The organism is Micromonospora sp. NPDC048930 (assembly GCF_043197935.1).
Classification (GTDB): domain Bacteria; phylum Actinomycetota; class Actinomycetes; order Mycobacteriales; family Micromonosporaceae; genus Micromonospora.
Genome location: NZ_JBICUB010000001.1, coordinates 987,211 through 1,012,650 on the forward strand (window position 1 = coordinate 987,211; position 25,440 = coordinate 1,012,650).

General features: G+C 71.4%; 24 protein-coding genes. 19 read left to right on the forward strand and 5 right to left on the reverse strand.

Features of this window, described 5'->3' with window-relative positions; all coding sequences use genetic code 11:
- Positions 1–204: 204 nt before the first annotated feature.
- The 11 genes from ACGFI9_RS04215 to ACGFI9_RS04265 all read left to right on the forward strand — a co-directional run bounded on the left by ACGFI9_RS04215 (position 205) and on the right by ACGFI9_RS04265 (position 10,877).
- On the forward strand, positions 205–780 hold the full coding sequence (locus ACGFI9_RS04215) for a PadR family transcriptional regulator (RefSeq protein WP_393174703.1): 576 nt from the start codon (positions 205–207) through the stop codon (positions 778–780).
- Entirely contained in the window at positions 777–1,499 is a 723-nt protein-coding gene (locus ACGFI9_RS04220; protein ID WP_393174705.1) for an ABC transporter ATP-binding protein, read from the forward strand. Before ACGFI9_RS04215 ends, ACGFI9_RS04220 begins: the two co-directional genes overlap by 4 nt.
- A gap of 1 nt (position 1,500) precedes the next feature.
- Positions 1,501–3,264: an FtsX-like permease family protein gene (locus tag ACGFI9_RS04225; RefSeq protein ID WP_393174706.1), complete on the forward strand. Its 1,764-nt coding sequence runs from the start codon at positions 1,501–1,503 to the stop codon at positions 3,262–3,264.
- A 369-nt stretch (positions 3,265–3,633) separates the two neighbouring features.
- Positions 3,634–4,146, forward strand: coding sequence for a flavin reductase family protein (locus ACGFI9_RS04230; protein ID WP_393174708.1), 513 nt, complete (start codon positions 3,634–3,636; stop codon positions 4,144–4,146).
- A complete protein-coding gene (locus ACGFI9_RS04235; RefSeq protein ID WP_393174710.1) occupies positions 4,147–5,211 on the forward strand; it encodes an ABC transporter substrate-binding protein in 1,065 nt (354 codons plus the stop codon). It begins immediately after the preceding gene.
- Positions 5,208–6,044 carry an ABC transporter permease gene (locus ACGFI9_RS04240; protein WP_393174712.1) on the forward strand — a complete coding sequence of 279 codons (837 nt, stop codon included), beginning with the start codon at positions 5,208–5,210 and terminating at the stop codon, positions 6,042–6,044. Before ACGFI9_RS04235 ends, ACGFI9_RS04240 begins: the two co-directional genes overlap by 4 nt.
- Positions 6,020–6,757, forward strand: a complete 738-nt coding sequence (locus ACGFI9_RS04245) for an ABC transporter ATP-binding protein (protein WP_393174714.1) — start codon at positions 6,020–6,022, stop codon at positions 6,755–6,757. The genes ACGFI9_RS04240 and ACGFI9_RS04245 overlap by 25 nt, the downstream gene beginning before the upstream one ends.
- 2 nt (positions 6,758–6,759) lie before the next feature.
- Positions 6,760–8,091 carry an LLM class flavin-dependent oxidoreductase gene (locus ACGFI9_RS04250; protein WP_393174716.1) on the forward strand — a complete coding sequence of 444 codons (1,332 nt, stop codon included), beginning with the start codon at positions 6,760–6,762 and terminating at the stop codon, positions 8,089–8,091.
- Positions 8,092–8,110: 19 nt separating this feature from the next.
- Positions 8,111–9,175 carry an aldo/keto reductase gene (locus ACGFI9_RS04255; RefSeq protein WP_393174718.1) on the forward strand — a complete coding sequence of 355 codons (1,065 nt, stop codon included), beginning with the start codon at positions 8,111–8,113 and terminating at the stop codon, positions 9,173–9,175.
- Positions 9,172–9,705: an NAD(P)H-dependent oxidoreductase gene (locus ACGFI9_RS04260; RefSeq protein ID WP_393174720.1), complete on the forward strand. Its 534-nt coding sequence runs from the start codon at positions 9,172–9,174 to the stop codon at positions 9,703–9,705. Before ACGFI9_RS04255 ends, ACGFI9_RS04260 begins: the two co-directional genes overlap by 4 nt.
- A gap of 107 nt (positions 9,706–9,812) precedes the next feature.
- Positions 9,813–10,877: an LLM class flavin-dependent oxidoreductase gene (locus ACGFI9_RS04265; RefSeq protein ID WP_393174722.1), complete on the forward strand. Its 1,065-nt coding sequence runs from the start codon at positions 9,813–9,815 to the stop codon at positions 10,875–10,877.
- Positions 10,878–10,983: 106 nt separating this feature from the next.
- Here ACGFI9_RS04265 and ACGFI9_RS04270 read toward each other — a convergent pair whose 3' ends face one another.
- Complete coding sequence (locus tag ACGFI9_RS04270; protein ID WP_393174724.1) at positions 10,984–15,249, reverse strand: carboxypeptidase regulatory-like domain-containing protein; 4,266 nt, start codon at positions 15,247–15,249, stop codon at positions 10,984–10,986.
- 649 nt (positions 15,250–15,898) lie between these two features.
- Here ACGFI9_RS04270 and ACGFI9_RS04275 point away from each other — a divergent pair.
- The gene (locus ACGFI9_RS04275; RefSeq protein WP_393174726.1) at positions 15,899–16,285 is read left to right on the forward strand and encodes a winged helix-turn-helix domain-containing protein; all 387 of its coding nucleotides are present in this window, start codon (positions 15,899–15,901) and stop codon (positions 16,283–16,285) included.
- Positions 16,286–16,334: 49 nt separating this feature from the next.
- Here the strand turns inward: ACGFI9_RS04275 and ACGFI9_RS04280 are convergent, their stop codons facing one another.
- Positions 16,335–17,402 (reverse strand): aromatic acid exporter family protein, encoded by a 1,068-nt coding sequence (locus ACGFI9_RS04280; protein ID WP_393174728.1) that lies wholly within the window; start codon positions 17,400–17,402, stop codon positions 16,335–16,337.
- A 521-nt stretch (positions 17,403–17,923) separates the two neighbouring features.
- On the opposite strand from ACGFI9_RS04280, the gene ACGFI9_RS04285 reads away from it, so the two are divergent.
- From ACGFI9_RS04285 to ACGFI9_RS04295, 3 genes are all read left to right on the forward strand, one after another.
- Positions 17,924–18,400 (forward strand): hypothetical protein, encoded by a 477-nt coding sequence (locus tag ACGFI9_RS04285; RefSeq protein ID WP_393174730.1) that lies wholly within the window; start codon positions 17,924–17,926, stop codon positions 18,398–18,400.
- A 33-nt stretch (positions 18,401–18,433) separates the two neighbouring features.
- Positions 18,434–20,266 (forward strand): glycoside hydrolase family 15 protein, encoded by a 1,833-nt coding sequence (locus ACGFI9_RS04290; RefSeq protein ID WP_393174732.1) that lies wholly within the window; start codon positions 18,434–18,436, stop codon positions 20,264–20,266.
- A gap of 156 nt (positions 20,267–20,422) precedes the next feature.
- Positions 20,423–20,581, forward strand: coding sequence for a hypothetical protein (locus ACGFI9_RS04295; protein WP_393174734.1), 159 nt, complete (start codon positions 20,423–20,425; stop codon positions 20,579–20,581).
- Between the two features lie 146 nt (positions 20,582–20,727).
- Here the strand turns inward: ACGFI9_RS04295 and ACGFI9_RS04300 are convergent, their stop codons facing one another.
- Positions 20,728–21,468, reverse strand: a complete 741-nt coding sequence (locus tag ACGFI9_RS04300) for a hypothetical protein (RefSeq protein ID WP_393174736.1) — start codon at positions 21,466–21,468, stop codon at positions 20,728–20,730.
- Positions 21,469–21,669: 201 nt separating this feature from the next.
- Between ACGFI9_RS04300 and ACGFI9_RS04305 the strand changes: the two genes are divergently transcribed.
- On the forward strand, positions 21,670–22,905 hold the full coding sequence (locus ACGFI9_RS04305) for a phosphatidylserine/phosphatidylglycerophosphate/cardiolipin synthase family protein (RefSeq protein WP_393174738.1): 1,236 nt from the start codon (positions 21,670–21,672) through the stop codon (positions 22,903–22,905).
- Between the two features lie 81 nt (positions 22,906–22,986).
- On the opposite strand, the gene ACGFI9_RS04310 is transcribed toward ACGFI9_RS04305, so the two are convergent.
- Positions 22,987–23,400, reverse strand: a complete 414-nt coding sequence (locus ACGFI9_RS04310; protein WP_393174740.1) for a hypothetical protein — start codon at positions 23,398–23,400, stop codon at positions 22,987–22,989.
- Positions 23,397–23,870: a hypothetical protein gene (locus ACGFI9_RS04315; RefSeq protein ID WP_393174742.1), complete on the reverse strand. Its 474-nt coding sequence runs from the start codon at positions 23,868–23,870 to the stop codon at positions 23,397–23,399. The genes ACGFI9_RS04310 and ACGFI9_RS04315 overlap by 4 nt, the downstream gene beginning before the upstream one ends.
- 402 nt (positions 23,871–24,272) lie before the next feature.
- Between ACGFI9_RS04315 and ACGFI9_RS04320 the strand changes: the two genes are divergently transcribed.
- The 3 genes from ACGFI9_RS04320 to ACGFI9_RS04330 are packed head-to-tail and all read left to right on the forward strand — an operon-like array spanning position 24,273 to position 25,431.
- Positions 24,273–24,629 carry a hypothetical protein gene (locus ACGFI9_RS04320; RefSeq protein ID WP_393174744.1) on the forward strand — a complete coding sequence of 119 codons (357 nt, stop codon included), beginning with the start codon at positions 24,273–24,275 and terminating at the stop codon, positions 24,627–24,629.
- The gene (locus tag ACGFI9_RS04325) at positions 24,626–25,099 is read left to right on the forward strand and encodes a MerR family transcriptional regulator (RefSeq protein WP_393174746.1); all 474 of its coding nucleotides are present in this window, start codon (positions 24,626–24,628) and stop codon (positions 25,097–25,099) included. Before ACGFI9_RS04320 ends, ACGFI9_RS04325 begins: the two co-directional genes overlap by 4 nt.
- On the forward strand, positions 25,096–25,431 hold the full coding sequence (locus ACGFI9_RS04330; RefSeq protein ID WP_393174748.1) for a YnfA family protein: 336 nt from the start codon (positions 25,096–25,098) through the stop codon (positions 25,429–25,431). Before ACGFI9_RS04325 ends, ACGFI9_RS04330 begins: the two co-directional genes overlap by 4 nt.
- Positions 25,432–25,440: the final 9 nt, after the last annotated feature.

Below are 25,440 nucleotides of genomic sequence, written 5' to 3' on the forward strand. Positions count from 1 at the left end.
GCAGCGTGCCTTGCCGACCAGCGTCCGCGATATCAACCCGAAGATCGGGAGGCTGCGGTCCCGAGGTACCGGGACCAAAGTCCCGGCGCCGAGCCAGCGCGGCGGCGGACGGCAGCCGGCTGTGGTCCGCCGCGCCCCTTCCGTCTTGCTTGACAAGGCTATGGCTAACGGTTATCTAATGTCGGTCGACGGAGGTGTTCCCGGGTGCAGGATGTGGTGCTGGCCATGCTGGCGAAGGAGCCGGCGTACGGCTACGAGCTGCGTAGCCGGATGCGTGGCGCGCTCGGCCCGCTCGGCGAGTCGATGAACGCCGGGCAGATCTACGTGACGCTGACCCGGCTGGCGAAGGCGGGGCTGGTGACGTCGGAGCGGGCCGAGGGTCTGCCGGACCGGCCCGACCGGCGCGTTTACGCGCTGACTCCGGCCGGGCAGCAACGGGTCGCCGCGTGGCTGGCCGAGGTGAGCTGGCCGAAGCCGGACCTCAGCGAATTCCATCTCAAGCTGGTGGCCGCTGCTGCTGGCCGGCTGGCCGATCCGGTGGCGCTGGTCGATGCGCAGCGGCGTGAGGTGCTGCGCCGGTTGCGGGATGCCCAGCGGGCGGCTCTGGAGCGGTCGGTGGATCCGGTCGTCGGGTTGTTGTTGGAGGGGGTCGTGCTGCGGCTGCGGGCCGACCTGGAGTGGCTGGAGGCGTGCGAACGCATGTGGACCGATCGCGACCGGACCGGACGGAAGGCACCCATGAGCGAGCGCAGCGAGGGCCGGCCTGGTGATGCCGCGTGAGCGGATCGGCGCTGCTGCGGGCGCGCGGGGTGACCAGGTGGTACGGCCGGGGAAGTGCGCTGGTCCGCGCGGTCGACGAGGTCGACTTGGACGTGCCCGCCGGGCAGACGCTGGCGATCATGGGTCCCAGTGGCTGCGGGAAGTCGACCCTGTTGCACCTGCTGGGCGGGCTGCAACGCCCCACCGACGGCGAGATCTGGCTGGCCGAGCACCGGATCGACGGGATGAGCGAGCGGGCCCTGGCCCGACTACGGCGCCACCACGTCGGCTTCATCTTCCAGTCCTTCCACCTCATGGACGAACTCACCGCGGTGGAGAACGTCGAGCTGGCCGCGTTGCTGGCCGGTCAGCCGCCCCGCCGGGCCCGCCGGCGCGCCCTGGACCTGCTGGACCGGGTCGGGCTCGCCGACCGCGCCGCGCACCTGCCGTCGGCGCTGTCCGGCGGCCAGCGTCAGCGGGTCGCCATAGCCCGCGCGTTGAGCAACGAGCCGCTGGTCGTGCTGGCCGACGAACCGACCGGGAACCTGGACAGCGCCGCCACCCTGGAGGTGCTGCGGCTGTTCGAGGAGCTGCGTACGACGGGGCAGACGCTGGTGGTGGTCACCCACGATGCGCGCATCGCCGCGGTCGCCGACCGGGTGATCTCCATGCGGGACGGGGCGTTCGCCGACGACAGCCAGCTCGCCGTCACCGGCACGGTCTACGGCGGGTGGCGCTGACGTGGCCGGCCGCCTGCTGCTCGTCTGCCGGCTGCTGGTGCGTGACCTGCGCCGGCGGCGCACCGAGACCGTACTGCTCCTGCTCGCCATCACCGCCGCCACCGCGACGCTGACCCTCGGCCTCACCCTCAACGAAATCGCCGACCGGCCGTACCAGCAGACCCGGACCGCCACCGCCGGCCCGGACGTGATCGTGACACCCCGGGCCACCGGCCAGGCCGCCTTGGACGAACTCGCATCGCTGACCACCGCGGCCGGCGTCACCGACCACAGCGGGCCCTTCCCGATCGCCTACCTGACGATGACGGCCCGCGGCAAGTCCGCGCACGCCGTCGTCGAGGGCCGGGACACCACACCCGTGTCGACCGACCGGCCCGCCGTGACCGACGGCACCTGGGTACGCCCCGGCGGCGTGGTCGTCGAGCGCGCCTTCGCCGACGCCCTTGGCATCCGCATCGGCGACACGGTCAACATCGACGGCCATCCGCTGCGCGTGATCGGGACTGCGGTCACCGCCGCGAGAGCGACATATCCGTACGCCGGGTGGCACTACTCCGGCAGCATTTTGGTCGAGCGCGGCGGCCTGGTCTGGGTCGACCACAGCGACATCGCCACGCTCGCGGGCAGCCAGCCGCTGTCCTACACCCTGAACCTCAAACTCGCCGAGCCGGCGGCCAGCACCACGTACACCGTCAGCGACCAACTCACCACCTGGCAGGAGATCAGCTACCTCAACGGTCGCCTGTACAGCGACGCGCGGACGGTGCTGCTCGTCGGCAGCTGGCTGCTCACCGGCCTTGCGCTGGCCGGCGTCGCCGGCATCGTCGCGGGCCGGATCATCGGCCAGCGCCGCCGGGTGGGGCTGCTCAAGGCCGTCGGCGCCGGACCAGCCATGATCGCCGCCGTCCACCTCGCCGAATACCTCGTCATCGGGCTCGCCGCCGCTGCCACGGGCCTGGCCGCCGGCTGGTTCGCCGCACCCGTGCTGATCCGCCCCAGCGCCGGACTCATCGGCTCCGTCAACGCCCAACCCCCCGCGCTGCGCATAGTGATCGCCGTCACGGCCCTCGCCCTCACGATCGCTGTGGCGGCGACTCTGATACCGGTGGTGCGCGCCGCCGCCACCAGCACCGTTCACGCACTGGCCGACGCCGCAACGCCGCCGCAGCGCCGGCGGTGGCGCATCTGGCTGTCGCGCCGGCTGCCCACCGCCCTGCTGATCGGAGTGCGCATCAACGCGCGCCGGCCGCGCCGAGCCCGACTCGTCATGGTGAACACCCTGATCACCACGACCACGCTCGTCGCCATACTCATGGAAAACACCCGTGTAGTGCACTTCGATCTCGGCTACACGCAACTCGCCAATCCCCGGTGGGAACGGGGCGAGCAGGCCATGCTCCTGCTCACCGTCGTGCTGTGCGTCCTTGCGCTCATCAACGCCGTCGTGAGCACGTGGACCGTGGTACTCGACGCCCGGCAGCCGCTGGCCGTCGCACGGACGCTCGGTGCCACGCCCGCGCAGACCGGGGTGGGCCTGGCGGCAGCGCAACTGCTTCCCGCCATACCCGGCGTCGCCGTGGGGATCCCGACCGGCATCGGGCTTGTTGCGTCACTCAGCACCGACGAGGTCCAGCACCCACCCGGTTCCTGGCTGCTCGCCACCGCACTCGGAGTCCTGCTCGCCATCGCCGTGCTCACCGCCATCCCCGCCACGGCCGCCGCCCGGCGCCCGGTCGCGGACACCCTCCAGTCCACACCGACCTGACGGCCGTCGACGGCCCGATCTCTTCGACGCTCCGGCAGCTCCGCTTCCGGGTCCGAGTGGTGCGTCCCAGTGTCTGAAACCCTATTTACCCCGTAGGGATTGTGGGTTAGCGTGGGAGCCATGATCAGCCAGGTGAGCCCCCTCGACGGCACCGCGGTCGCGGTGTCCCGGGGCTGTTGCCGTGGCTGGACCACCGCGCGCGGCTGTTGCCGCTGAGCGCGCATCCCTGACTTCTCCCCTGTCGCCACGCCACCGGCTCGACGACGAGCCGCCGCGTGTCCGCTACCCGATCAACGGCCGCTCGACGCCGCCCCGCACCCACCTGGGCGGGCCGGCGCACACCCGTCGTTCTCGATCAGGAGGAACGTCATGACCGTCATCGACGAACCGCTCGCGCCGGTCGACCCGGACACGTTCCGTGCCCTGCTACGCCGGCAGGCCGCGTCGGTCGCGGTGGTCACCGCCGCCGGCGACCCGCCGGTGGGGTTCACCGCGACCTCGTTCACCTCGGTGTCCCTGCACCCGCCGCTGGTGTCGTTCTGTCTGGCCCGGTCGTCGTCGAGTTGGCCGACCGTGGCCGGCGCGGAGCACGTCGCGGTGCACCTGCTCGGCGAGGACCAGCGCGAGGTCGCGCGGACGTTCGCCACCAGCGGTATCGACCGGTTCGCCGCGCACCCCGGCTGGCGCCCCGGCCCGTACGGGGTGCCGCTGCTGGACGAGCCGGTCGCCTGGCTGCTGTGCCGGGTGACCGAGCGCGTGCTCGCCGGCGACCACGCGATCGTGCTCGCCGAGCCGCTGACCGGCCGCCACGGCGAGGGCGCCCCGCTGCTCTACCACATGGGGCGGTACGCCGCCCTGCAGCCATCCACGAAGGAGTCGTAAGTGAAGTCGTCACCCCTCTTCGATCGCCGGGCGTTCCTGTCCGCCACCCTCGGCGCCGTCGCGCTGGGCCTGACCGCCTGCGCCGGCGACGAAACGCCCGACGCGGTGCTGGCCGCCGGCGCGCCGCTGCCGGAGTCCGTCCCGAAGGGCACCAAGCTCGTGGTGGGCGACAAGGAGCACCAGAAGGCGCTCGAGTTCTCCGGCGAGGTGGAGAAGTTCACCTTCCAGGTGGAGTTCGCCAACATCAGCGGCGGCCCGCAGACGCTGGAGGCGTTCCGGGCCGACGCCCTGGACCTCGGGTCGGTCGCGGACATCCCGCCGATCCACTCCCACTGGACCGGCATTCCCACGAAGATCGTCGCGTCGAAGTTCCGGCAGGACCCGCTGAACCACGCCATCTACCGGCTCGGCATCGCGCCCGGCGTCGCCGTCGCCACGCTCTCCGACATCCGCGGCAAGAAGATCGCGTACAGCCCGGGGCAGGCACAGGGCGCGCTGGTGCTGCGGGTCCTGCACAAGGCCGGACTGACCAAGCAGGACGTCACGCTGATCGAGCTGCCGAGCACCGGCGACGTCTACGCGACCGCGCTCGCCAGCCGCCAGGTCGAGGTCGCCCCGATCGGGGGCGTGCAGATCAGGCGTTACGAGGCCAAGTACGGCCGGGACGGCGCCACCACGATCGCGCACGGCCTGCGGGACGATCCCGGCCACCTGTACGCGCCGGTCAGCGTGCTGGCCGACCCGGCGAAGGCGGCCGCGATCCGCGAGTACGTGCGGGCGTGGGCGCGGGCCTGGCGGTGGCGGGAGGCCAACCCGGACGAGTGGATCGAGCGGTACTACGTCAAGGACCAGGGCCTCAGCGCCGACGACGGCAGGTGGCTGGTCGAGAACGCCGGCGTGGCCGACATCCCGGCCAGCTGGACCGAGGCCATCGCCCGGCACCAGGAGACCATCGACCTGCTGGCGAAGGAGACCGGGAACAGGCCACTCAAGGCCGAGGACCTGTACGACCGGCGGTACGAATCCGTCGCCGCGGACGCCCTCGCCGCGGGAGGTGCCCGGTGACCGCCTCCGTCCTCACCCGGCCCCGGGCGGCGGCGGCCGCGCCCGCCCGCAAGCCGCGACGCCGGCTCAAGCCGGGCCGCCCCATCCCGTTCGGGGCGGCGGCCGGCCCGCTCCTGCTGCTGGCGGCGTGGGCGCTCGGCTCGGCGACCGGCTGGCTCGACTCCCGTACCCTCTCGGCACCCTGGACCGTGGTGACGACGGCGGGCGACCTCATCGCGGACGGCCGCCTGCCGGACAACCTGGCCGTCTCGGCGCAGCGGGCCGCCCTGGGCCTCGCCATCGGCACCGTCATCGGCACGGTGCTCGCCCTGGTCGCGGGGCTGAGCCGGTGGGGTGAGGCCATCCTCGACGGCCCGATCCAGATCAAACGGGCCATCCCGGCCCTCGCGCTGGTGCCGCTGCTCATCCTCTGGCTCGGCATCGGCGAGCAGATGAAGGTCACCACCATCACGCTGGGCGTGCTCGTACCCGTCTACATCCACACCCACAACGGGTTGCGCAGCATCGACAGCCGGTACGTCGAACTGGGCGAGTCGCTGCGGCTGCGGCGGGGCGTCTTCCTCCGCCGGATCGTGCTGCCCGGCGCGCTGCCCGGCTTCCTGCTCGGCATGCGGTTCGCGGTGGTGGGCGCGTGGCTGGCCCTGGTGGTGGTCGAGCAGATCAACTCGACCAGCGGCATCGGCTACATGATGGAGCTGGCCCGCCAGTACGGCCAGACCGACGTGATCATCGTCGGGCTCGTGCTGTACGGGCTGCTCGGGCTGCTGTCCGACGGCGCCGTCCGACTCGTGCAGAGGAGGGCGCTGTCGTGGCGACGCACGCTGGCGGACTGACCGCCACCCGCCCCGTACGGGTCCAGGGACTGGTGCGCGGCTTCGGTGACCGGACCGTCCTGGACGGCCTCGACCTGGAGGTCGGCGCGGGGGAATTCGTCGCGCTGCTGGGCCGCAGCGGCTCGGGCAAGAGCACTCTGCTGCGGGCGCTCGCCGGCCTGGACGGCGACGTCACGGGCTCGGGCCTGGTCGACGTACCGGAGAACTCCTCGGTCGTCTTCCAGGACGCCCGGCTGCTGCCGTGGCAGCGCGTCCTGGGCAACGTCGTCCTCGGCCTGCGCGGGTCGGACGCGCCCGAGCGCGGCCGGGCGGCCCTCGCCGAGGTCGGACTGGCCGGACGCGAGCGGGCCTGGCCCAGTGAGCTGTCCGGCGGTGAGCAGCAGCGGGTGGCGCTGGCCCGGGCCCTGGTGTCCGAGCCGGAGCTGCTGTTGGCCGACGAGCCCTTCGGCGCGCTGGACGCGCTGACCCGGCTGCGCATGCACGACCTGCTGCGCGAGCTGTGCGCCCGGCACCGGCCCGCGGTGCTGCTCGTCACGCACGACGTCGACGAGGCCGTCACGCTGGCCGACCGGGTGCTGCTGCTCGACGCGGGCCGCATCGCGGTCGACCTCGCCATCGACCTGCCGGCGCCGCGTTCGCACCGGCAACCGCAGTTCCTCGCCTACCGGGAGTCCCTGCTGCGGGCGCTCGGCCTCGACCCGACGGAAGGATGACCATGCTGCACCTCAACGCGTTCCTGATGGGCGTCGGCCACCACGAGGCGGCCTGGCGGCTGCCGGCGAGCGACCCGTTCGCACAGACCGACGTCGCGCACTTCACCCGGTTGGCCCGCATCGCCGAGCGCGGCAAGCTCGACTCGCTCTTCCTCGCCGACAGCCCGGTGCTGTGGAACAGCATCGGCCGGCGGCCGGGCGGCACCCTGGAACCCACCGTGCTGCTGACCGCCCTGGCCGGCGCGACCAGCCACATCGGGCTGATCGCGACCGCCTCCACGACGTACAACGAGCCGTTCAACCTGGCCCGCCGGTTCGCGTCGCTGGACCACATCAGCGGCGGCCGGGCCGGCTGGAACATCGTCACCACGGCCGGCGAGAAGGCGGCCCGCAACTTCAACCTGGACGAGCTGCCCGCCCACCGCGACCGGTACGAGCGGGCCGCCGAGTTCGTCGAGGTGTCGCTGAAGCTCTGGGACAGCTGGGACGACGCCGCGCCGCTCGGCGACAAGGACGCCGGCCGGTGGGGCGACGACGACCTGCTCTACCCGCCGGAGCACGTCGGGCGGTACTTCCGGGTGGCCGGCCCGCTGAACGTCCCCCGCTCGCCGCAGGGCTACCCGCTGCTGGTGCAGGCCGGGTCGTCCGAGGACGGCAAGGAGCTGGCCGCCCGGTACGCCGAGGCCGTCTTCACCGCCCAGCAGACGCTCCCCGAGGCCCAGGCGTTCTACCGCGACCTCAAGCAACGGGCCGCGCAGGCGGGTCGCGATCCGGACACCATCAAGATCCTGCCGGGCATCGTGCCGGCGATCGGCGCCACCGAGGCCGAGGCCCGCGCGCTGGAGGACGAGCTGGACCGGTTGATCAAGCCCGAGTACGCCCGGCAGCAGCTCGCCACCACGTTGCGGGTCGCGCCGGAGGACCTCGACCTGGACAAGGAGCTCCCCGCGGACCTGCCCAGCGAGGACGAGATCGAGGGCGCCAAGAGCCGGTACACGCTGATCGTCACCCTGGCCCGGCGGGAACGGCTGACCGTACGCCAGTTGATCGGCCGGCTCGGCGGCGGGCGCGGGCACCGCACCTTCGCCGGCACCCCGGAGCAGGTCGCCGACGCCATCGAGGAGTGGTATCGCAGCGGCGCGGCGGACGGCTTCAACATCATGCCGCCGGTGCTGCCGTCCGGGCTGGAGACCTTCGTCGACCACGTCGTGCCCGTCCTGCAGCGCCGGGGGCTGTTCCGCACCGAGTACACCGGGACGACCCTGCGCGACCACTACGGGCTGCCCCGCCCCGCCAACCAGTTCACCCGGCAGCTCGCGGCCACCGCCCGCTGATCCCTGGAACGGAGAATCCATGGTCGACAACCGGCCCTTCGGGCGCACCGGCGTCCGGATCAGCTCGCTGACGCTCGGGGCGATGAACTTCGGGCAACGGGGCAACCCGGACCACGAGGACAGCATCCGGATCATCCACCGGGCGCTCGACGAGGGCATCACCGCCATCGACACCGCCGACGTCTACTCCGACGGCGAGTCGGAGGAGATCGTGGGCAAGGCCCTCGCCGGCGGACGGCGTGACGACGTCTTCCTGGCCACCAAGTTCCACGGCCAGGTCGGCGACAACCCGCAGCACCGGGGCAACTCCCGCCGCTGGATCGTCCGCGCGGTGGAGAACAGCCTGCGCCGGCTGCGCACCGACTGGATCGACCTGTACCAGGCGCACCGGCCGGAGCCGGACACCGACTTCGACGAGACCCTGGGCACGCTCACCGACCTCGTGCGCGAGGGCAAGATCCGCTACCTCGGCACCTCCACGTTCGAGCCGTCGGCCATCGTGGAGGGCCAGTGGATCGCGCAGCGGCGCGGGCGGGAGCGGGTGGTCAGCGAGCAGCCGCCGTACTCGATCCTGGCCCGGGGGGTGGAACGCGAGGTGCTGCCCGTGGCCCAGCGGTACGGGCTGGCGGTGATCCCGTGGAGCCCACTGGCCGGCGGCTGGCTGTCCGGTCGCTACCACGCGGGGCTCGAGGCCCCGATCTCCCGCCGGGCCGGCCGGTTCCCGGCCCGGTTCGACCCGGCCCTGCCGGCCAACGCCGCCAAGCTGGCCGCCGTCGACGAGCTGGCCGCCCTCGCCGACGAGGCCGGGCTGTCGCTGATCCATCTGGCGATCGCGTTCGTCCTGGAGCACCCGGCGGTCACCTCGGCGATCATCGGGCCACGCACCCTGGCGCACCTGGAGTCGCAGCTCGGAGCCGCCAAGGTGACGCTGTCCCGGGACGTGCTGGACCGCATCGACGCCATCGTGCCACCGGGCACCACGCTGAACCCCGCCGACGCCGGCTACCAGCCGCCGTCGCTGGCCGACCCGGCGCAGCGCCGACGCGGTGGGCCGGCGCCACACCCCGCCGGGGCAGCTCGGTGAGCGCGGGTGTCGTCGTGCTGGTGGGCAACCCGCGCGCCGGGTCGCGTACCCGAGGACTCGCCGAAGCCGTGACCGGGGCGCTGCTGGATCGGCTGGGCGGGTCGCCCGGCGCTGTCCAGGTGCTGGAGCTGGCCGAGGTCGTCGGAGTGTCGTTCGGGCCGGAGCCGGCGTACGGGGCGACGACCGGCCCTGACCCGTTCGCGGCGGTACGGTCGGCGCGGCTGCTGGTCGTCGCGACGCCCGCGTACAAGGGCAGCTACACCGGGCTGTTGAAGGTCTTCCTCGACCAGTTCGGGCACCGGGATCTGGCCGACGTGATCGCAGTGCCGGTGGCCGTGGCCGCCTCGCCGGCGCACGCCGACGCGGCGGCGTCGGCCCTGCGCGACGTGCTGGTCGAACTGGGCGCACGGGTCCCGGCGCCGCCGCTGGCCGTGCCCGAGTCGCGGCTGGCGGACGCGCGCGAGATCGCCGCGCGATGGGCCGACCGGCACGCCGCCGCCATCGCCCACCGCCCAGTCACGACGGCCTGACCCCATCGCGTGACCAAGGCACGCGCGGAGCGGGCCGGGTCACCGTTCCGCCCCGCGGGCAACGCCCGTTCCCGCCACCTCCCCAATCGAGCAGGAAGGCACCACCGATGAGCCCGGAGTTCCTCTGGTACATCCCCAATCAGGTCCAGCCCGGCCACCGCGGCGACGACGTCGTCGAGCACCACAACAGCCTGCAGACCCTCACCAGCCACGCCCGGGCCCTGGAGGAGCACGGGTGGGGCGGCGCGCTCCTCGGGACCGGCTGGGGACGGCCCGACACCTTCACGGTCGCCACCGCGCTGGCCGCCCGGACGACGACATTCCAGCCGCTGATCGCGATCCGCCCCGGCTACTGGCGGCCCGCCAACTTCGCCTCCGCCGCCGCGACGCTCGACCACCTCAGCGGCGGACGAGTGCTGGTCAACATCGTGTCGGGCAAGGACAACCTGGCGGCGTACGGCGACGGTGAGGGCGACCAGGCCCACCGCTACGCCCGCACCCGGGAGTTCCTCCAGATCGTGCGCCGGCTGTGGACCGAGGAGAACGTCACCTACCAGGGCGAGCACTTCAGCGTCACCGGCTCCACGGTGGCGCTCCGGCCGGTCGTCCGCGGCGAACGCCGGCACCCTCGGCTCTACTTCGGCGGCGCCTCCCCCGCCGCCGAGGAGGTGGCCGCCACCGAGGCCGACGTCCAGCTCTTCTGGGGCGAGCCGCTCGACGGCGTGGCCGAGCGGATCGAGCGGCTCAAGCAGCTCGGCGAGAAGCTGGGACGCGAGCACGCCCCGCTGGAGTTCGGGCTGCGGGTCACCACGGTGGTGCGGGACACCACCGACCAGGCCTGGGCCGACGCCGAAGCCAAGGTGGCGGAGATGGCGAAGGGCATCGGCGTCGCCGCGCGGGACCAGAACTGGCAGGCCGCCGTCGGTCAGCGGCGGCTGCTCGACCTCGCCGCCCGCGGAGAGGTGCTCGACGACAACCTCTACACCGCTCCGGGCAGGTTCGGCGGCGGTGGAGCGGGCACCACCTGGCTGGTCGGCTCCGCCGACGACGTGGCGCGGTCGCTGCGCAGGTACCAGGGGCTGGGCATCACCCACTTCGTGCTCTCCGACACGCCCTACCTGCCGGAGATCAGCCGCCAGGGCGACCAGCTTCTGCCGCTGCTGCGCGGGTGAGGGTGGGGCGAGCGCAGGCCGGCTGTCCACGGCGGTCCCGGAGGTCTGAAGAACGGGCCGGACCCGCGCCGACGGATCGGCGCGGGTCCGGGTGCTCAACTACCCGTCAGCATGTGTCGGGTCGGAGGGCGAAATCGGTGGTCACCGTCTTGCCCGCCTTGATGCTCACCTTCTGGGTCTGCGGGATCCACCCGTCCCGGGCCACGATCACCTCGAACGAGTTGGCGCCCGACGGCGCCCAGATGGCGTACGTGCCGTTGGCGTCGGTCTTCAGGGTGAACGTCCAGCCACCCTTGCCGGTGACCTGGACGGTGGCCCCGCGCAGGGCGGCGCTGCTGCCCTGGCAGTTGATCCCGGTGACGGTGCCGGCCAGCTTGCCCCAGTCCTTGGGCGGCTGCACCACCATCGTCACGTCGATCGGCGCCACCGCGTACGGGGTGTTGGACCTGACCCCGAGTTGTGCGGTGTAGGTGCCGGGCTGGGCAACGCCCGCCGCCGAGGTGGCGTCGAGCGTGACCGTCACCGTGGCGCTCTCCCCGGGCTGCAGCGTCGCCGTGGTCGGGGACGCGGACAGCCACGGCACGTCGGTGACGGTGGCGCACTGGTCGAAGCCGGGCAGCATCTCGCTCTGCGGCGTCGGGGTGAAGCCACCGGTCGATCCACCGACCTTCACGAACCCGCACGCCGCCCCGGCCCGGTAGCGGGCGTAGTTGGCGTTGGGCAGCGCCGACCAGGAATTGGCCGCCGGGTCGTACGCCCAGCCCTGGTTGGTGACGATGGTGGAGTTGTTGATGACACCGGTGGACAGCAGGAGCAGCCCGTTGGCGGTGTCGGCGGCCACGCCCCAGAAGTCGACCGGCAGGTCGGCCAGCTGGGTCCAGGTGTTGCTGGCCGGGTTGTAGCCGTAGGTGCTCTTCAGGGTCGTCGGCCCGTTGCCGCCGGCGCAGTAGACCGTGCCGTTGATCCCGCCACAGCCCTGCCAGGCGACGGCGACCGGATACGGTGCGACGGTGGTGAACGAGTCGGCTCCCGGGTTGTATCGGACGACCGCGTTCGACTTGGCGCAGCTTCCGTCCACGCACCCGCCGACCAGGTAGATCTGGCCGTCGGCCACCGCGATGCCGGGGGCTGCCCGGGGCGCCGGGTTGACTGCGGCCCGGGTCTGCCAGGCGTTGGTGGTGGGGTCGTAGGCGTACACCTTGCTGGACGGGTTGCCGGCCGAGTCCCAGCCGCCGAACACGTACAGCTTGCCGTCGACGAACGCCGCCGCCGGCTTCTCCAGCGCCGCGGGCAGGTCCGCGATCCGGGTCCACACGTTCGTGGCCGGGTCGTAGACGTAGCTGTTGGCGAGGTTGGCGGAGGCGGAGGCGCCGCCGACCGAGTACACCTTGCCGTCGTACGCGGCGACGGCGTTGTCCATCACGGAGATCGGGTAGTTGGCGGTGTCGACCCACGGCGGCGCGTAGGGTGACGGCTCGACCGGGTCGCCGGCCGTGCTGTCGCCCCGCCAGGCGATCGAGGTGCCACTGCCCTTGACCAGGTTGTTCTGCAGCGGCGCGCCGCGCGGCCCGAGGATCTCGAAGCCGCCGCGCCGCTCGGACAACTCCACGCTGGCCGGCGCGTTGCCCGTGTTGGTGATCGTCGTCCTCGCCGTCGACTCCTGGCCCAGCGTCTGGGTGCCGGTCAGCGACGGCGGGGTGATGGTCAACCGGCCGGCCTTGAGCGAGAAGTCCGCTCGGGTGGTCCCGTCGGCCGCGACGTTCACCGTGGCGGTGACCGACCCGTAGTTGCTGCTCGCCCCCGTGAAGGGGTGCTCCCCGGTCAACGAGGAGAACAGCCAGTAGAAGCCGTCACCAAGGTTGCCGTCGTCCGGCGTCGGCCCGGTGGTGGCCTTCTCGGCGGGCTTGTCCGCGCTGGTGACGGTGGCGCCGTTGAGGCCCGTCGAGGTGTTGCTGTCCAGCACCTGCCCGACGACCAGGCCGCCGGGAACCGGGTCACAGGACCGGTTGACGAGGGAGACGTTGTCGACCTCCCACCACCAGGCGAAGCTGCCCCGGTAGTGGAACCGGACCCGCACGTCGGCGTGGCCGCCGGCCTGCGGGATCGGGACCTCCTCGAGCACCGGACCGCGCCGGCTGGCGGTCGTCCAGTTCGCGGCGGTCACCCAGGTGGTGCCGCCGTCGATGCTGACCTCGACGTTGGCGAACCCGTTGAGCGCCCGGTAGTCGCTGTTGAACCGCAGCACCGGCGACGGTACGGCGGACAGGTCCAGAGCGGGAGTGATCAGATCGGTGTCGATGGTCGTGCCGGAGCCGGCCGCGTCGCTGTCCGCGATCGCGTACTTGCCGGTGCCGCCGGTGAGGTTGCCCCGGTTGCGCGGGTCGGTGAACACCCAGCCACCGCTGGTGGTCCGGTTGACCACGCTCCAACCCTCCGGGGTCGTACCGGAGTCGAACGCCTCGGTGAGCACCGGGGCGCCGTAGTTGAACCTGTAGCCGGCGGCGGTGCAGCTGTTCTGGACGGCCAGGTCGAAGTCCTTCACCTGGTCGCCGTCACCGACGGTGATCTGGGCGGTGCCCTGCTGGTAGGCCGGGTACATCGCCTTGACGGTCAGCCCGTACTCGCCGCCGGGCAGGTCGACGGAGTACGCGCCGGTGGCGGGATCGGTGAACACCGGTCCGCCCGGCCTGCCGGCCACGTCGATCCGCGCGTACAGCGGCCAACCGTGCCCGGAGCCGTCCTTCACCACACCGGAGACCTTGCGCGTCGGCACGGCGTCGAGGGTGAAGTTCGCGGTCACGCTGCCGCTGTCGGTGACGGTGACCGTCTGGGTCTTCGGCGCGAAGCCGAACGCCGACGCGGTCAGCTCGTGCTGCCCGGCCGGCAGGGACATCTTGTAGCCGCCCTGGTCGTCGGTGACGGTGCCGCTGCCGCCGACGCGCACGGTAGCGCCGGCGATCGGCGCGCCGTCGGACTTGGTGACCTTGCCGGTGACCTCACCGTGCGGCCCGGCGACGCAGTTGGGGAACTTCATCGCGCCGACCCGGGTGTGCCACGTGGCGGAGCTGGTGGTGGTCAGGTACTCGGAGGTGAACCAGAAGGTGCAGCCGTCGGTCGGGTCCACCGACATCGAGCTGTAGTCGCCCCAGCGGGCCGCCGAGTGGGTCTGCGCTCCCGTTCCGGCGATCAGCGTCCGCTCGCTCTGGCCGAGCTGGCCGAGCGGGTCACCGGAGAGCCGGCCGGCCATCCGGATGGACGGGAACGAGGTGCTGCTCGACGCCGAGTAGCCGAACGCGATGTTGCCGGAGACGTCGATCGCCCCGCTGGCCATCCAGCGATGCTCGGCATCGGGGGCGTAGGTGCCCTGCTGGTTGATGCGCCAGGCGGTGGGCGCGGTGCTCTGCAGCTCGTACCACCGCACGCCGCCGTGGTCCGTGCCGTCGGCGTCGACCGTGTGGTTCAGCACGATCGAGGCGTGGTCGCCGAAGTTCCGGTAGGCGGCCCGGTTCATCAACCGGTCCGCGATCGCGTCCAGCCTCGCCGAGGTGCCCTGCTGGGGGACGCAGGTGCGGGCATAGTTGCACATGTTCGAGTCGAACGGCGCTGTCTCCAGGAATCGGCTCGGGGCGAGGTTGTTGCCGAAGGTGGAGTTCGCGGGGTTGGTCCAGTCGACCTTGAAGTCCCACATCAGGAGCCGGTCGGTGGGCGAGATGCCCCACGCGTCGTCGTCGAACATGACGAACGGGTTCGGCGCCCCGGCCGGCGGGGCGAGACCCTCCGCGTCGGACGGCAGCAGGCCACCGAAGTCCGGTCCGAGGTGGAAGTACACCATCCGGGCCGCCTGGCCGGAGAGCATCTTCTCCCGCTCGAACGCCACCGCGCCCGCCCCGACGAACGACGGGGCGAACTCGTTGGCCGTCATGTAGTAGGCATCCGGCCAGATCCCGAACTTCGGGTAGTCGTTCATCCGGGTCTGGTGGTACAGGAAGTCGTACCGGTAGAAGGCGCCGGTCGGGTCACCGGTCTGCGAGATGGCAATGCACTGGTGCATGCCCGACGACCCGCCGGGCAGGGCGAACTGGGTGAGCATCCACCGGTCGGCCGCCTCGTCGTAGAGCACGACGGGGTCGCCGTCGTTGCGGGTCTCGCACGGCCCGCCGAAGCCGGCCCAGATGGCGTTGCCGGGCAGCGGACCGAGCAGCAGGCTGCCGGTCTTGCTGTAGACGGCGTAGTGCAGGTTCACCATCTGCACGTAGTGGTTGGGCCCCACGTCGCCGTTGGTGTCCGGCGGCAGCACGCCGTCGATGTTGCCGACGCCCTCGAAGTTGGCGGCGAATTCAGGTACCTGAGAAGCGGTGAAGCCTCGCTGCACGGCATCGCTTCCTGCCTCGGCGGTCAGCTCCGCCGCCTGCCGGTTGAGCGATCGAGCGGGCTGTACCGCACTTGTCGATTCCTGTCCGGCCTTTTGTTTCGGAGCTATTTCGCGCAGTTTCCGAGACAGGTCATGTTTGGCGGCTTGACGCACTTCGGCCTTTGCGGCCGGAAGTGCGGGAGCGGCGGGTTCGGGATCGAGGGGTTGAGCGGCCGCTGGTAGACCGCCAAGGAGCAGGGCGGCGGCGGCCAGTACGGCGACCGGTCCGGCTCTCCGCAGGCCATTTCGCGTTTTGTGCATCAGGCGACGACCTCCTAGCTGACGGCGGCCACGTGTGGTGGACCCGCCGAGTGACGCAGGGCGAGGAAACCGCAGGTAGGCGACTTCCCGTGATCATCGTCGATGGGTCGCGATCTTCTCTCAAGCGCAGAAGGTGGGCAGGTATGAGGCAAAATCGGGCCAATATCGAGCTTCATCTTTGAATGATCAAGCATTTGATATTGACCTGCGTTGTGCAAGTTGCTTTCCTTCTCCCATGGGCAGTTCCCGGGGGGAATTTGATGGGCAGCCAGTCATACTCTGCGTGACCGCCGATCGCAGCAAACGGGCACAGGTCGCTCGGCTCATGAGCGGCAACGGAGTCGTACTGATGTTTCCCGACCTACAGACGGTCCGCGCCCTGCTGTTCGACGACACCGACAGCTCCACCTCCCAGGAGACGGGTGCGGTGGCGCTGGGGCGTCTCGTCGTCGACCAGCAGCGGCAGCAGGTCAGCTGGGCCGGGCGCATCCTCCCCCTGACCCGGCTGGAGCGAGACGTGCTCACCGCCCTCGCGAACCCGCCGCTGCGCGTATGGACCTACCAGCAGCTCTACGAACGGGTCTGGGGCGCGGACTACCTGGACGACGCCGCGGCCGTCCGCTCGACCGTGAAGCGACTGCGGGCCAAGCTCCGCGAGGCGAGCGCCACCGTCGCGGTCGAGTCCGCGCGGGGTGTCGGCTACTCCCTGGTGGACACGAGCTCGCACAGTCGGTAGCCAGAGTCGAACGCACGATCATCGACGCCCCGCTGTCTGCGGCGTCTACTCACTCGGATGCGCCACCATGGTGAACGGATTCCTCGCCGGCTCGCATGGCACTGCGGATCTCCTGGTTCGCCGACGTCGGGTCGGAGCCGATCGCCCGCAGCAGGTCGCTCGCGGCGGTGCGTAGCTGCGTCACCACCGCCTCTCCGAACTCGTCGACGCCCAGCGCTCGGGCTCGGCCGGCCTGCTGCACGGCGTCGCGTACATTCTGGTGGGTCTGCTCGGTGGGGCGCCCGGCACGATGCTCACGGCGCAGGAGCTCGACCGCGTCGGCGAGGCGGTCGACGCCGACGGACAGGTCGTAAGGTGCCCGCTCGTGGTACTGCAGCGCCAGCGCTGACCGGCGGGCCAACCCCCGGCTGTGTTCGATGACTCGTTCCAGGTACACGGTTGCGCGGGCGAAGCGTTCCACGTCCTGGCGGCGCCGCCAGCGGGCAGGCGCCAGGCTCACGACCTCCTCGGCGCCGCTGAGCGCCTGGTGCATCCGGTCGAGGTCGGGTCCCATACCGCGCAGCGTGTCCAGCGCCCGGACCGCCCGTTGCTGATCGCGGGTGGCCAGCGCTGCGGAGACCTCTCTCAGTTGACCGGCGAGGCACTGGTAGATGGGGGCCGCGTCGCGGTCGAGGATCCGCATCGGGTTGATCGGGACCAGCAACGCGACCACCGCGAGGCCGACGACGCCGCCGACGGTCGCCTCGACGATCCGCGGCCATTCAAGGTTGTGCTGGGCCGGCGCCAGGGTGGCGAGCAGCACCGCGGTGCCGCCGGCCTGTCCGACGGCTGACCCGCTGCGACCGAACAGCACGAGCGTGGCCAGGATGGCGAGTCCGACGATCAGCCCGGTCTGCCAGATGCCGGTGCCCAGGAACGCCAGCAGGACGTCGGTGGTGGCGATACCCAGCCCGACGCCGAGGAGGAGCTCGACGGTACGGCGGGCCCGTTGGCCGAGGGCGGCGACGATCGTGCCCACCGCGGCGGAGGGTGCGAAGACCGGCGACGGGTTGCCGAGCACATCGTGTCCGATCCACCAGGCCAGTGCCGCGGCGAGCCCCGCCTGCAGGGAGATCACGACCGCGACTTCCAGCTGATGCAGGCGCAGTCGACCGGCGCGACCCCCTCGGCCGCGGATCCGGACCGCAGTGTCCCTCACGTTCTCCGCCACCCGATCACGCCGGGACCGGTCGGCGCCGGCCTGGCGGTCGTCAGCACTCACCGAGCACTCGTACCACGCCCGCGCCCTGGAGTCCGGCCAACCGCGAAGACACCCCCGAAGGAACGGTCACGCCCGCCGCCCTCGGCGGCTCGCTTCACCGGAAGGCCTGGTACCGGGCGCATCTCGGCGAGCAGGCCAGGGTTACCGGCCGGGTGGCTTATGGTGGAAAGCCGTAACCGTCACTGTCGTCGCATATCAGCGCGATGCGGTCGTTTCAATCAAGTAGGAGCTTCACGTTGTCCAGCCGGGGTGACCGATGACGGAGCGGACGCCAGGCCGCCTGCCGACGGCGCGCAGCCACTGCTCGACAACTCGGATCCGGCCAGTTGGGCCGCTCACTGGCGGGCCGGACCCGCGCGGCGTCGACCACTGCTGAGATGGACTGGGCCGGATGGGCGTTGTTCGGGTTGGTGGCCACCGTGGCGCTCACGGCGGCGCTGATCACCGCGCAACTGGCCGGCCTCACCCGCCTCGACCTTCCCCTGGTGCTCGGGACGCTCGTCACCGAGGACCCCGACCGGGCCCGGGTCATCGGCTTCTTCATCCACCTCTGCGCCGGCCAGGGCTTCGCCCTCGGTTACGCGGCCACGTTCGCCCTGCTGCACCGCGCCACCTGGTGGATCGGGGCGTTGCTCGGGACGCTCCACGTCGGGATCGCGCTGACGGTGCTCCTGCCGCTGCTTCCGGGTGTCCACCCGCGCATGGCCTCGCAGCGGGCCGGCCCGGCCAGCAGGGCCGTGCTGGAGCCGCCCGGCCTGTTCAGCCTGAACTACGGCGTCCAGACTCCGACGGTCGCGGCCGTCGTCCACGTCATCTACGGGGTCGTCCTGGGACTGCTCCTGCAGGCCGGTTGACCCGCGCCGCACGACTCGCCAGGGAGCGATGCCATGGCTGGTGGGCCGAACGCGACCTACCCTCGGCCGCCAGCGCCGATCAGCGACTACGGGCTGCTCGGTGACACCCGTACCGCTGCCCTCGTCGCGAGCGACGGCGGGATCGACTGGCTCTGCGTGCCCCGCTTCGACGGCGAGCCCCTGTTCGGCCGGTTGGTCGGCGGCCCGGACGCGGGAACGTTCCGGGTCGGCCCGGCCGGGCCGAGCACGGTCGTCGAACGGCGTTACCGGCAGCACACCGCCACCTTGGAGACAACCTGGACGGTAGGCGGCGGACGTCTCACCCTCACCGAGGGCATGGTGGCCGAGGTCCGCCACCGCCTGCTGCCCACGACACTGATCGTGCGGCGGCTGTCGGCCGAGGAGGCAGCGGTCGACGCCGTCGTCGAGTTCGACCCCCGCCTCGGCGTGCGGCGACGCCGGCCCCGCGTCCGCCACCGACGTCGCGCCGTCTGTGAGTGGGGCTCGCTCGCGGTCTCGCTGGACAGCGCACCTGCGCTCACCATCGAGCCGGGCCGGCCTACCGCGGTCACGGTCAGGCCGGGAAGTCCGGTCATCCTCGTGCTGGCCGTGGCCCACCGCGAACCGCTGATGCACGTCGAGCCCGCCGCAGCCTGGGAACTGCTCGTCGCCGACGAAGCCCGATGGCGGGCCTGGACCGCCGACATCGACGAATCGCTGCCCTTCCGGGAGCACGTCGTACGGAGTCTGCTGACCCTGCGACTGTTGACCTACTCGCCCTCACGCGCGCCGGTGGCGGCACCCACGACGTCATTGCCCGAGGATCCCGGCGGGGTACGCAACTGGGACTACCGCTATGTCTGGCCCCGTGACGCCAGCATCGCCGTCAGTGCCTTCCTCAGTGTCGGCAAACCCGATGAGGCCCACGGTTTCCTCGCCTGGCTGCTGCACGCCAGCCGGCTGCAGCGGCCACGCCTGCCGGCCCTGCTCACCCTGCACGGCCGCCACGTACCAGCGGAACGGGATCTGCCTGGCTGGCCCGGCTATCTCGACAGCGTTCCGGTACGGATCGGCAACGGCGCCGCCGAGCAACACCAACTCGACGGCTACGGCTGGGTGGTGGATGCCGCCTGGGCGTTCGCGCAGGCCGGGCACCTCCTCTACAGCGAGACGTGGCGGGCCGTGCGTGGCTTCGCCGACGTGGTCGCCCGTCGCTGGCCGGAGCCGGACGCCGGCATCTGGGAGGTTCGCGCACCCGCCCACCACGTACATTCCAAGCTGATGGGCTGGCTCGCCCTGGACCGGGCCCTGTGCATCGCCGAGACGCACCCGCTGCCGGAGCGCCAACGACGACAGTGGCAGAAGGCCCGGGACGCCATCGCCGCCGAGGTCCGGACCCGGGGCTTCGATCCAACGGCGGGCAGCTACGTCCGTACCTACGGCTCCCCGGACCTCGACGCGGCCCTACTGGTCCTGCCGCTGCTCGACTTCGACGACATCGAATCGCCCCGGGTGCGTGGCACCATCGACGCCATCCGGGACCGGCTTTCCGCCGGCGGTCCGCTTCTCTACCGCTACCCGCCAGGGAGTGACGGCTTCCCCGGCGCCGAAGGCGCCTTTCTGCCCTGCTCGTTCTGGCTCGTCCAGGCCCTCGCCCGCACCGGGCGCCGCGCCGAGGCCGTCGACCTGTTCCGGACCATGCTCGACCACGCCAACCCGATCGGCCTCTACGCCGAGGAACTGGACCCCGCGACCGGCGCCCACCTCGGCAACTATCCCCAGACGCTGACGCACGCCGCGCTCATCCAAGCCGCACTCGCCATCCGCGACGCCCCCACCGGTGAGCCTCGGTCCGGTCTGCCCTGATCCCGATGGAAGACCTGAGGTCAAGCCGACAGCAGTTACCGCAGCAGCCACGCGAGTGCGTGCCAGCTGGCGCGGTTTGCCCCCGGCTCACCCGGGAAGGCGACGAGCGGAGTGGCGCGCGGAGCCGCCTGCGCCACCGCGACACGGGAGGTCGACATGGGTAACCGGGAGCAGCTGCACGATCTGCGCCAGAAGGCCCACAACGCGGGCATCGAGGGCAACTCCAAGATGACCGAGGAGCAACTGCGCGACGCGCTGCAGAGGGTCGGCAAGGGCGAGCGCCCCGAGATGGCCAAGCAACAGGCCAAACGCTGAAACGCCTGACGGCGCCGGCACCGGCTCGGTGCCGGTGCCGCCCGGATCAGCCGAGCGCGGCGAGCCCGTCCTGGCACGCCGCGTGACCTGCGGCTCTGACCTGGTGCCGGTCGGCGCAAGCGCCGCGGACCGGGGCAGGTGTCGGATCAGTCGTTGTCGTTGTAGAAGGTGATGCCGCGCCAGTCCGTGACGCACGAGCGGCTGAGGAACACCCAGCCGATCACGCCGTCCCGGACGACGATCGCCGGATTCGATCCGTTCGCCGTGAAGCGGTACATCACCGTGGAGCCCGGGTGGCCGGCCACGTCACGCAGGGAGCCGTCGCTGTACGTGCTGGTCGTGTAGTAGTTGTAGTAGGCCGTGCACGCCGGGTTGACGGTGATCGCCGTGCCGTCCGTGGCCGCGTGCGCCGCCGCGTTGAAGTTGTAGCCGATCGTCCGGCGGTGCGAGATGTTGTCCTTCGTCGCGTCGCTGCACGACTCCGCGACGGATGCCGTCGGGCTGGAGCTGAGGGCGCCGGGCGGGATCCAGGTGCAGATGTTGTTGTTGCCCCAGCTGCGCCCGTAGTGGTAGTTGCTGGGGTTGGTCTGGTGGACGTCGAAGGACGAGCCGGCCATGGCGGTGCCGACCCAGTAGCCGCACGGCCTGTTCTGCATCCAGGTGCCGGGCGGGATGGTGCCGGAGTTGTTGCACACCGCCGGCTTGGGGGAGTTCGGCTGGACGGTGTACCTGTTCACATTCGCCTGCGCGGCGGCGGCCGGCAGCAGGCCGACGAGCGCGGTCGCCAACGCGAGCACGGTGGCGGCGCGACCGCGGCGCCGCAGGGCCCGCCCTGTCCTGGTCGTCGCCGCCGTGGCCACCGCGGCAATCCTGTCCAGCGTTCGCATATTGACACCCTTCGCTTGACGGGTGCGCGCCAACGTAACAGCGTTGAAACTTTTGTGCAAGATGTGGAAGCGGGCCCCCCGCGCCAGGTGAACGGAGAGCCTCCGCCAAGCGACAGCGGGCCCGGGCGCGGGAGGACCCCGTCGGGATATTGACGCGCCGGCAATTTCTTTCAATCATCGTTGTCTATGAGGTCCAACCGGGTGGGTGCCGCTCTCCGTCGTACGCTGGCGTGGTCCCTCGTCGCGGGCGTCGCGCTCCCGGTGGTGTCGCCGGTCGAGCCGGCGCCCGCCGCGGCGGCAACCGCGGGCGTGTCGACGGCGTCGGCCACCCTGGCCGGCTACCCGGTCTGGGCGCACTTCACCGACCCCACCGCCGGGCGGGACTACACCATCCTCACCGAACTGCAGCGGCTGATCGACGCGGCGCCGGCCGGCTCCACCATCCGGGGCGCCATCCACTCGCTCAGCGTGGACTCGATCGCGGACGCGCTGCTGCGCGCCCAGACCCGCGGTGTCACGGTGATGGTGGTCCTCGACGGCAAGAACGCGGCCTCGACCGACTCGGCCATTGCCAAGATCAAGCAGCTGAACAACTACCAGTTCTGCCTGGACAGCGGCGGCGGCCACGGTTGCATCAGCACCAGCGCCGACGGTGACATGCACACGAAGTTGTTCACCTTCACCAGCACCACCGATCCGAACGGTGTGTTGCGCAGCAACGTTGTCTGGTTCGGTTCGAGCAACCTCACCTACGCCACCGGCCCGGACGCGTTCAACAACGCCATCACCGTCTACGGCGACGCGGCGCTCGCCGGCGGGCTCAACGCCAACTTCAGCGACATGTGGAACCGCCGGCACTACAGCGGCAACGACTACTACGACTCCGCCTCCGGCCGGGGCTACTACCAGGCGGCCGCCGCCGACGCGTACGCGTCTCCGGAAGGGTTGGGGCAGACCGACACCGTCGTCACGCGGCTCAACGACCTGAGCCCCGACGCCAACTGCCGGCTGCGGGTGGGGATGGCCGCGGTGACCACCGGTCGGCCGCAGATCGTCGATCTCGTCACCCGGTTCCGCGCCGCCGGGTGCAAGGTCTGGATGGTGATCGGCACGAACGCCGACGGCGGCATCGCGATGAGCCAGTCGGTCTACAACGAGCTGCTCGACGCTGGAGTGGCCATCCGCCGCAAGGACAACGTGCACGACAAGTTCTTCATGGCCTACGGCAAGTACGGCAGCGCCTACCAGTACCGCGTCTACACCGGCTCACAGAACTGGACGCAGGACGCCCTCAACGAGAACGACGAGATCTTCGTCAAGATGGCCCCGGAGAGCGGCACCACACACCCGCTCTACGACGCCTACTACACACACTTCAACGACGCGTACAACTACGGGGTGACCTGCTCGAAGAGCAACTTCCCCTGCCGATCCTGAGCCCCGCGGACCTCCCGCTCGAACCCCACCGCGGAGGCGACCAGATCCTTCCCTCCGCGCCACTTGATGCGGCGGCCGGGTTCAGGGGGCGCGGCGTCGAGGATGGCCGTGCGGGCGTCGCTCCTCCTCCGCCACGAGAGCCTGTATCCGGCGCATCGTCGCGCCCGGCGCCTTGATCGCTTCCCGCCATCGTTCCAGTGTCCTGGTCAGGTCCCATACCGTCGCTCGCAACTCCTGCAGTTCCCGCTGTGACGCCGCCAACTGCTGCCGCACGGCCAGCGCCTCGGCCTCCAGTTCGGTGACCCGGGTACGCAGCGGCTGCACGAGCGCCAGCGCCGCGTCGGTCAGCGCTCCTGCCGTGTCGGCCTTCAGCTTTCGCCGTTGCACCGCGATCGTGGCCAGGACACCGAGGCCGCTGGCACCACCGAACAGCCCGAGAGCGGAGATCAGGACCTGCGCCCAGTAGGGGGAGCCGGACGCCTGCGCGGTGTTCACGTCCGCCTCTCAACGCAAGGATCCAAGCCGGCCTGATGCATGCGGACGAGCCACCGCAGCGACCGCACTATCTCGGCCGAGCGCAGCCAGGAACCGACCGCCACCGCGCCGACGAACGACGCGGCCACCACCGCCTGCGCGCCGGCGACCGCCAGGACGGCGACCACGTACATCGCGGCAAGCGCACCCAGCATGAGCACCGCGGCGAGTTCGATACCGAGCCCGGTACCGAGTTCTCCCGGCCAGAACATCCCGAGCAGGCCCGCGAGGCCGACCACGATGAGGCCGACCTCCCAGCCGATTCTGACCACGGCGGGCATCGCCACCTCCACCGATGTCGGGTGGACGTCCAGCGCCGTCAGCAGGACACCACAGACGGGCGCGGTGCCGAGAACCGCGAACTCGAAGACCCGCTGGCTCGTCCGATCATGGAAGCCTCCCACGACGCGCTCCTTCCCCTGTACGAGCATCAGCGGGCACGTGTGCAAGCCGACAGGGGCGTGCCGTCGCCGACCGCCACGCCGTAGGCGCGGAGCAGCACCGGAACCGGCACGCCGAGCCCCGCGTTCGGGAGGGGAAGAGGGACGCTGGGGCTACCACCCATCCGCTGTCGCCGATGCGGCCAAACCCGGTCGCCCCCCTGCGGGTCGCACCCATGGATCAAACATATGCCCAGGTCAGAGCCGCATCGACCACCCCGACGGGCGGATGGATCACCGTAGCGCTCACACGGACAGCTGTCGGATTACCGACAGCCCTCCTGGCGTCGACCAACCTCCCGGCGGCGACCGCGCGGATCACCCGAGCCTGCCCCGGCCCGTCCGTCGGCGGGCTTGCATCTGGTACCCAGGTACAGGCCTACCGTCGGAGGTATGAGTGACCACCACACCACGACCGACGACGCCTGGATCCCGGATGCGTGCACCCTGCCGGCGTCCGAACGGCCGCTGCGCCTCGCCGAGTTCGATCGGTTCCTCACCGAAGCCGTGCGGGGCGCCGACCGGGTGTCGGCGCAGCACCTGCGGTTGCGGCTCGACGGCGCGGCACAGGTGGAGGAGACGGCGCGGGACCTCACGGCGCGGGAGTCCTCCTGCTGTTCCTTCTTCGCCTTCGACCTGTCCCGATCCGGCCCGGACTCCCTGACCCTGGACGTTCGGGTGCCGGCCGGGCGGGTCGACGTACTCGACGCTCTCGCCGACCGGTCGGCCTCCGTGCGGGGCGAGAGATGACCACGTCCGGGCTCCGCACCGGGGAGCTGGCCGAGGCAGCCGGCGTGCACCAGCAGACCCTGCGCTACTACGAGCGCCGCGGCCTGCTCACCTCGCCGCAGCGGTCGCCGGGTGGCCACCGGCTCTACCCGGCCGAGACGGTCACCCTGCTGCGGGTGATCAAGACCGCGCAACGTCTCGGCTTCACGCTCGATGAGGTGGCCGACCTGCTCGACGTCGGTCGGCACCAGCACGGCAGGCGGCCGGACAGGGGACTACAGGCCGGGGCGCGGGACAAGCTCGCCGAGGTCGAACAGAAGCTGGCGGACCTGAGCGTCATCCGCGACACCCTGCGGGCGGCGATCTCCGCCGGATGTGACGACCTGGTCGCCTGCGCCGGAAGCTCCTGCTGTCCCCTGCCGTTCGCTGAGCTCGCCGCGACGAAGCCCGAGGAACAGGGCATGGTGCTGCCGCTACGTTCGAAGGCATGACGGTTGCCCGCTCGATCCTGCTGTTCCTGCTCGCCGCTCTCGCCGAGATCGGTGGCGCCTGGCTGGTCTGGCAGGGCTGGCGGGAAAACCGCGGACTGCTGTGGATCGCGGCCGGAGTCATCGCGCTCGGGCTCTACAGCTTCGTCGCCACCTTCCAACCCGACCCGAACTTCGGCCGCATCCTGGCCGCCTACGGCGGCGTCTTCGTCGCCGGCTCTCTCGCCTGGGGCATGGTCGTCGACAAGTTCCGCCCCGACCGCTACGACATCATCGGCGCAGCCATCTGCCTCACCGGCGTCGCCGTCATCATGTACGCCCCCCGCGGTGGCTGATCCCGCATG

Bases quoted from the DNA above. Each gene is read 5' to 3' on its own strand.
- ACGFI9_RS04230 (WP_393174708.1), top strand. From the start codon at position 3,634: ATGACCGTCATCGACGAACCGCTCGCGCCGGTCGACCCGGACACGTTC.
- ACGFI9_RS04250 (WP_393174716.1), top strand. From the start codon at position 6,760: ATGCTGCACCTCAACGCGTTCCTGATGGGCGTCGGCCACCACGAGGCG.
- ACGFI9_RS04255 (WP_393174718.1), top strand. From the start codon at position 8,111: ATGGTCGACAACCGGCCCTTCGGGCGCACCGGCGTCCGGATCAGCTCG.
- ACGFI9_RS04265 (WP_393174722.1), top strand. From the start codon at position 9,813: ATGAGCCCGGAGTTCCTCTGGTACATCCCCAATCAGGTCCAGCCCGGC.
- ACGFI9_RS04275 (WP_393174726.1), top strand. From the start codon at position 15,899: ATGTTTCCCGACCTACAGACGGTCCGCGCCCTGCTGTTCGACGACACC.
- ACGFI9_RS04285 (WP_393174730.1), top strand. From the start codon at position 17,924: ATGGACTGGGCCGGATGGGCGTTGTTCGGGTTGGTGGCCACCGTGGCG.
- ACGFI9_RS04290 (WP_393174732.1), top strand. From the start codon at position 18,434: ATGGCTGGTGGGCCGAACGCGACCTACCCTCGGCCGCCAGCGCCGATC.
- ACGFI9_RS04295 (WP_393174734.1), top strand. From the start codon at position 20,423: ATGGGTAACCGGGAGCAGCTGCACGATCTGCGCCAGAAGGCCCACAAC.
- ACGFI9_RS04300 (WP_393174736.1), bottom strand. From the start codon at position 21,468: ATGCGAACGCTGGACAGGATTGCCGCGGTGGCCACGGCGGCGACGACC.
- ACGFI9_RS04315 (WP_393174742.1), bottom strand. From the start codon at position 23,870: ATGCTCGTACAGGGGAAGGAGCGCGTCGTGGGAGGCTTCCATGATCGG.
- ACGFI9_RS04320 (WP_393174744.1), top strand. From the start codon at position 24,273: ATGAGTGACCACCACACCACGACCGACGACGCCTGGATCCCGGATGCG.
- ACGFI9_RS04325 (WP_393174746.1), top strand. From the start codon at position 24,626: ATGACCACGTCCGGGCTCCGCACCGGGGAGCTGGCCGAGGCAGCCGGC.
- ACGFI9_RS04330 (WP_393174748.1), top strand. From the start codon at position 25,096: ATGACGGTTGCCCGCTCGATCCTGCTGTTCCTGCTCGCCGCTCTCGCC.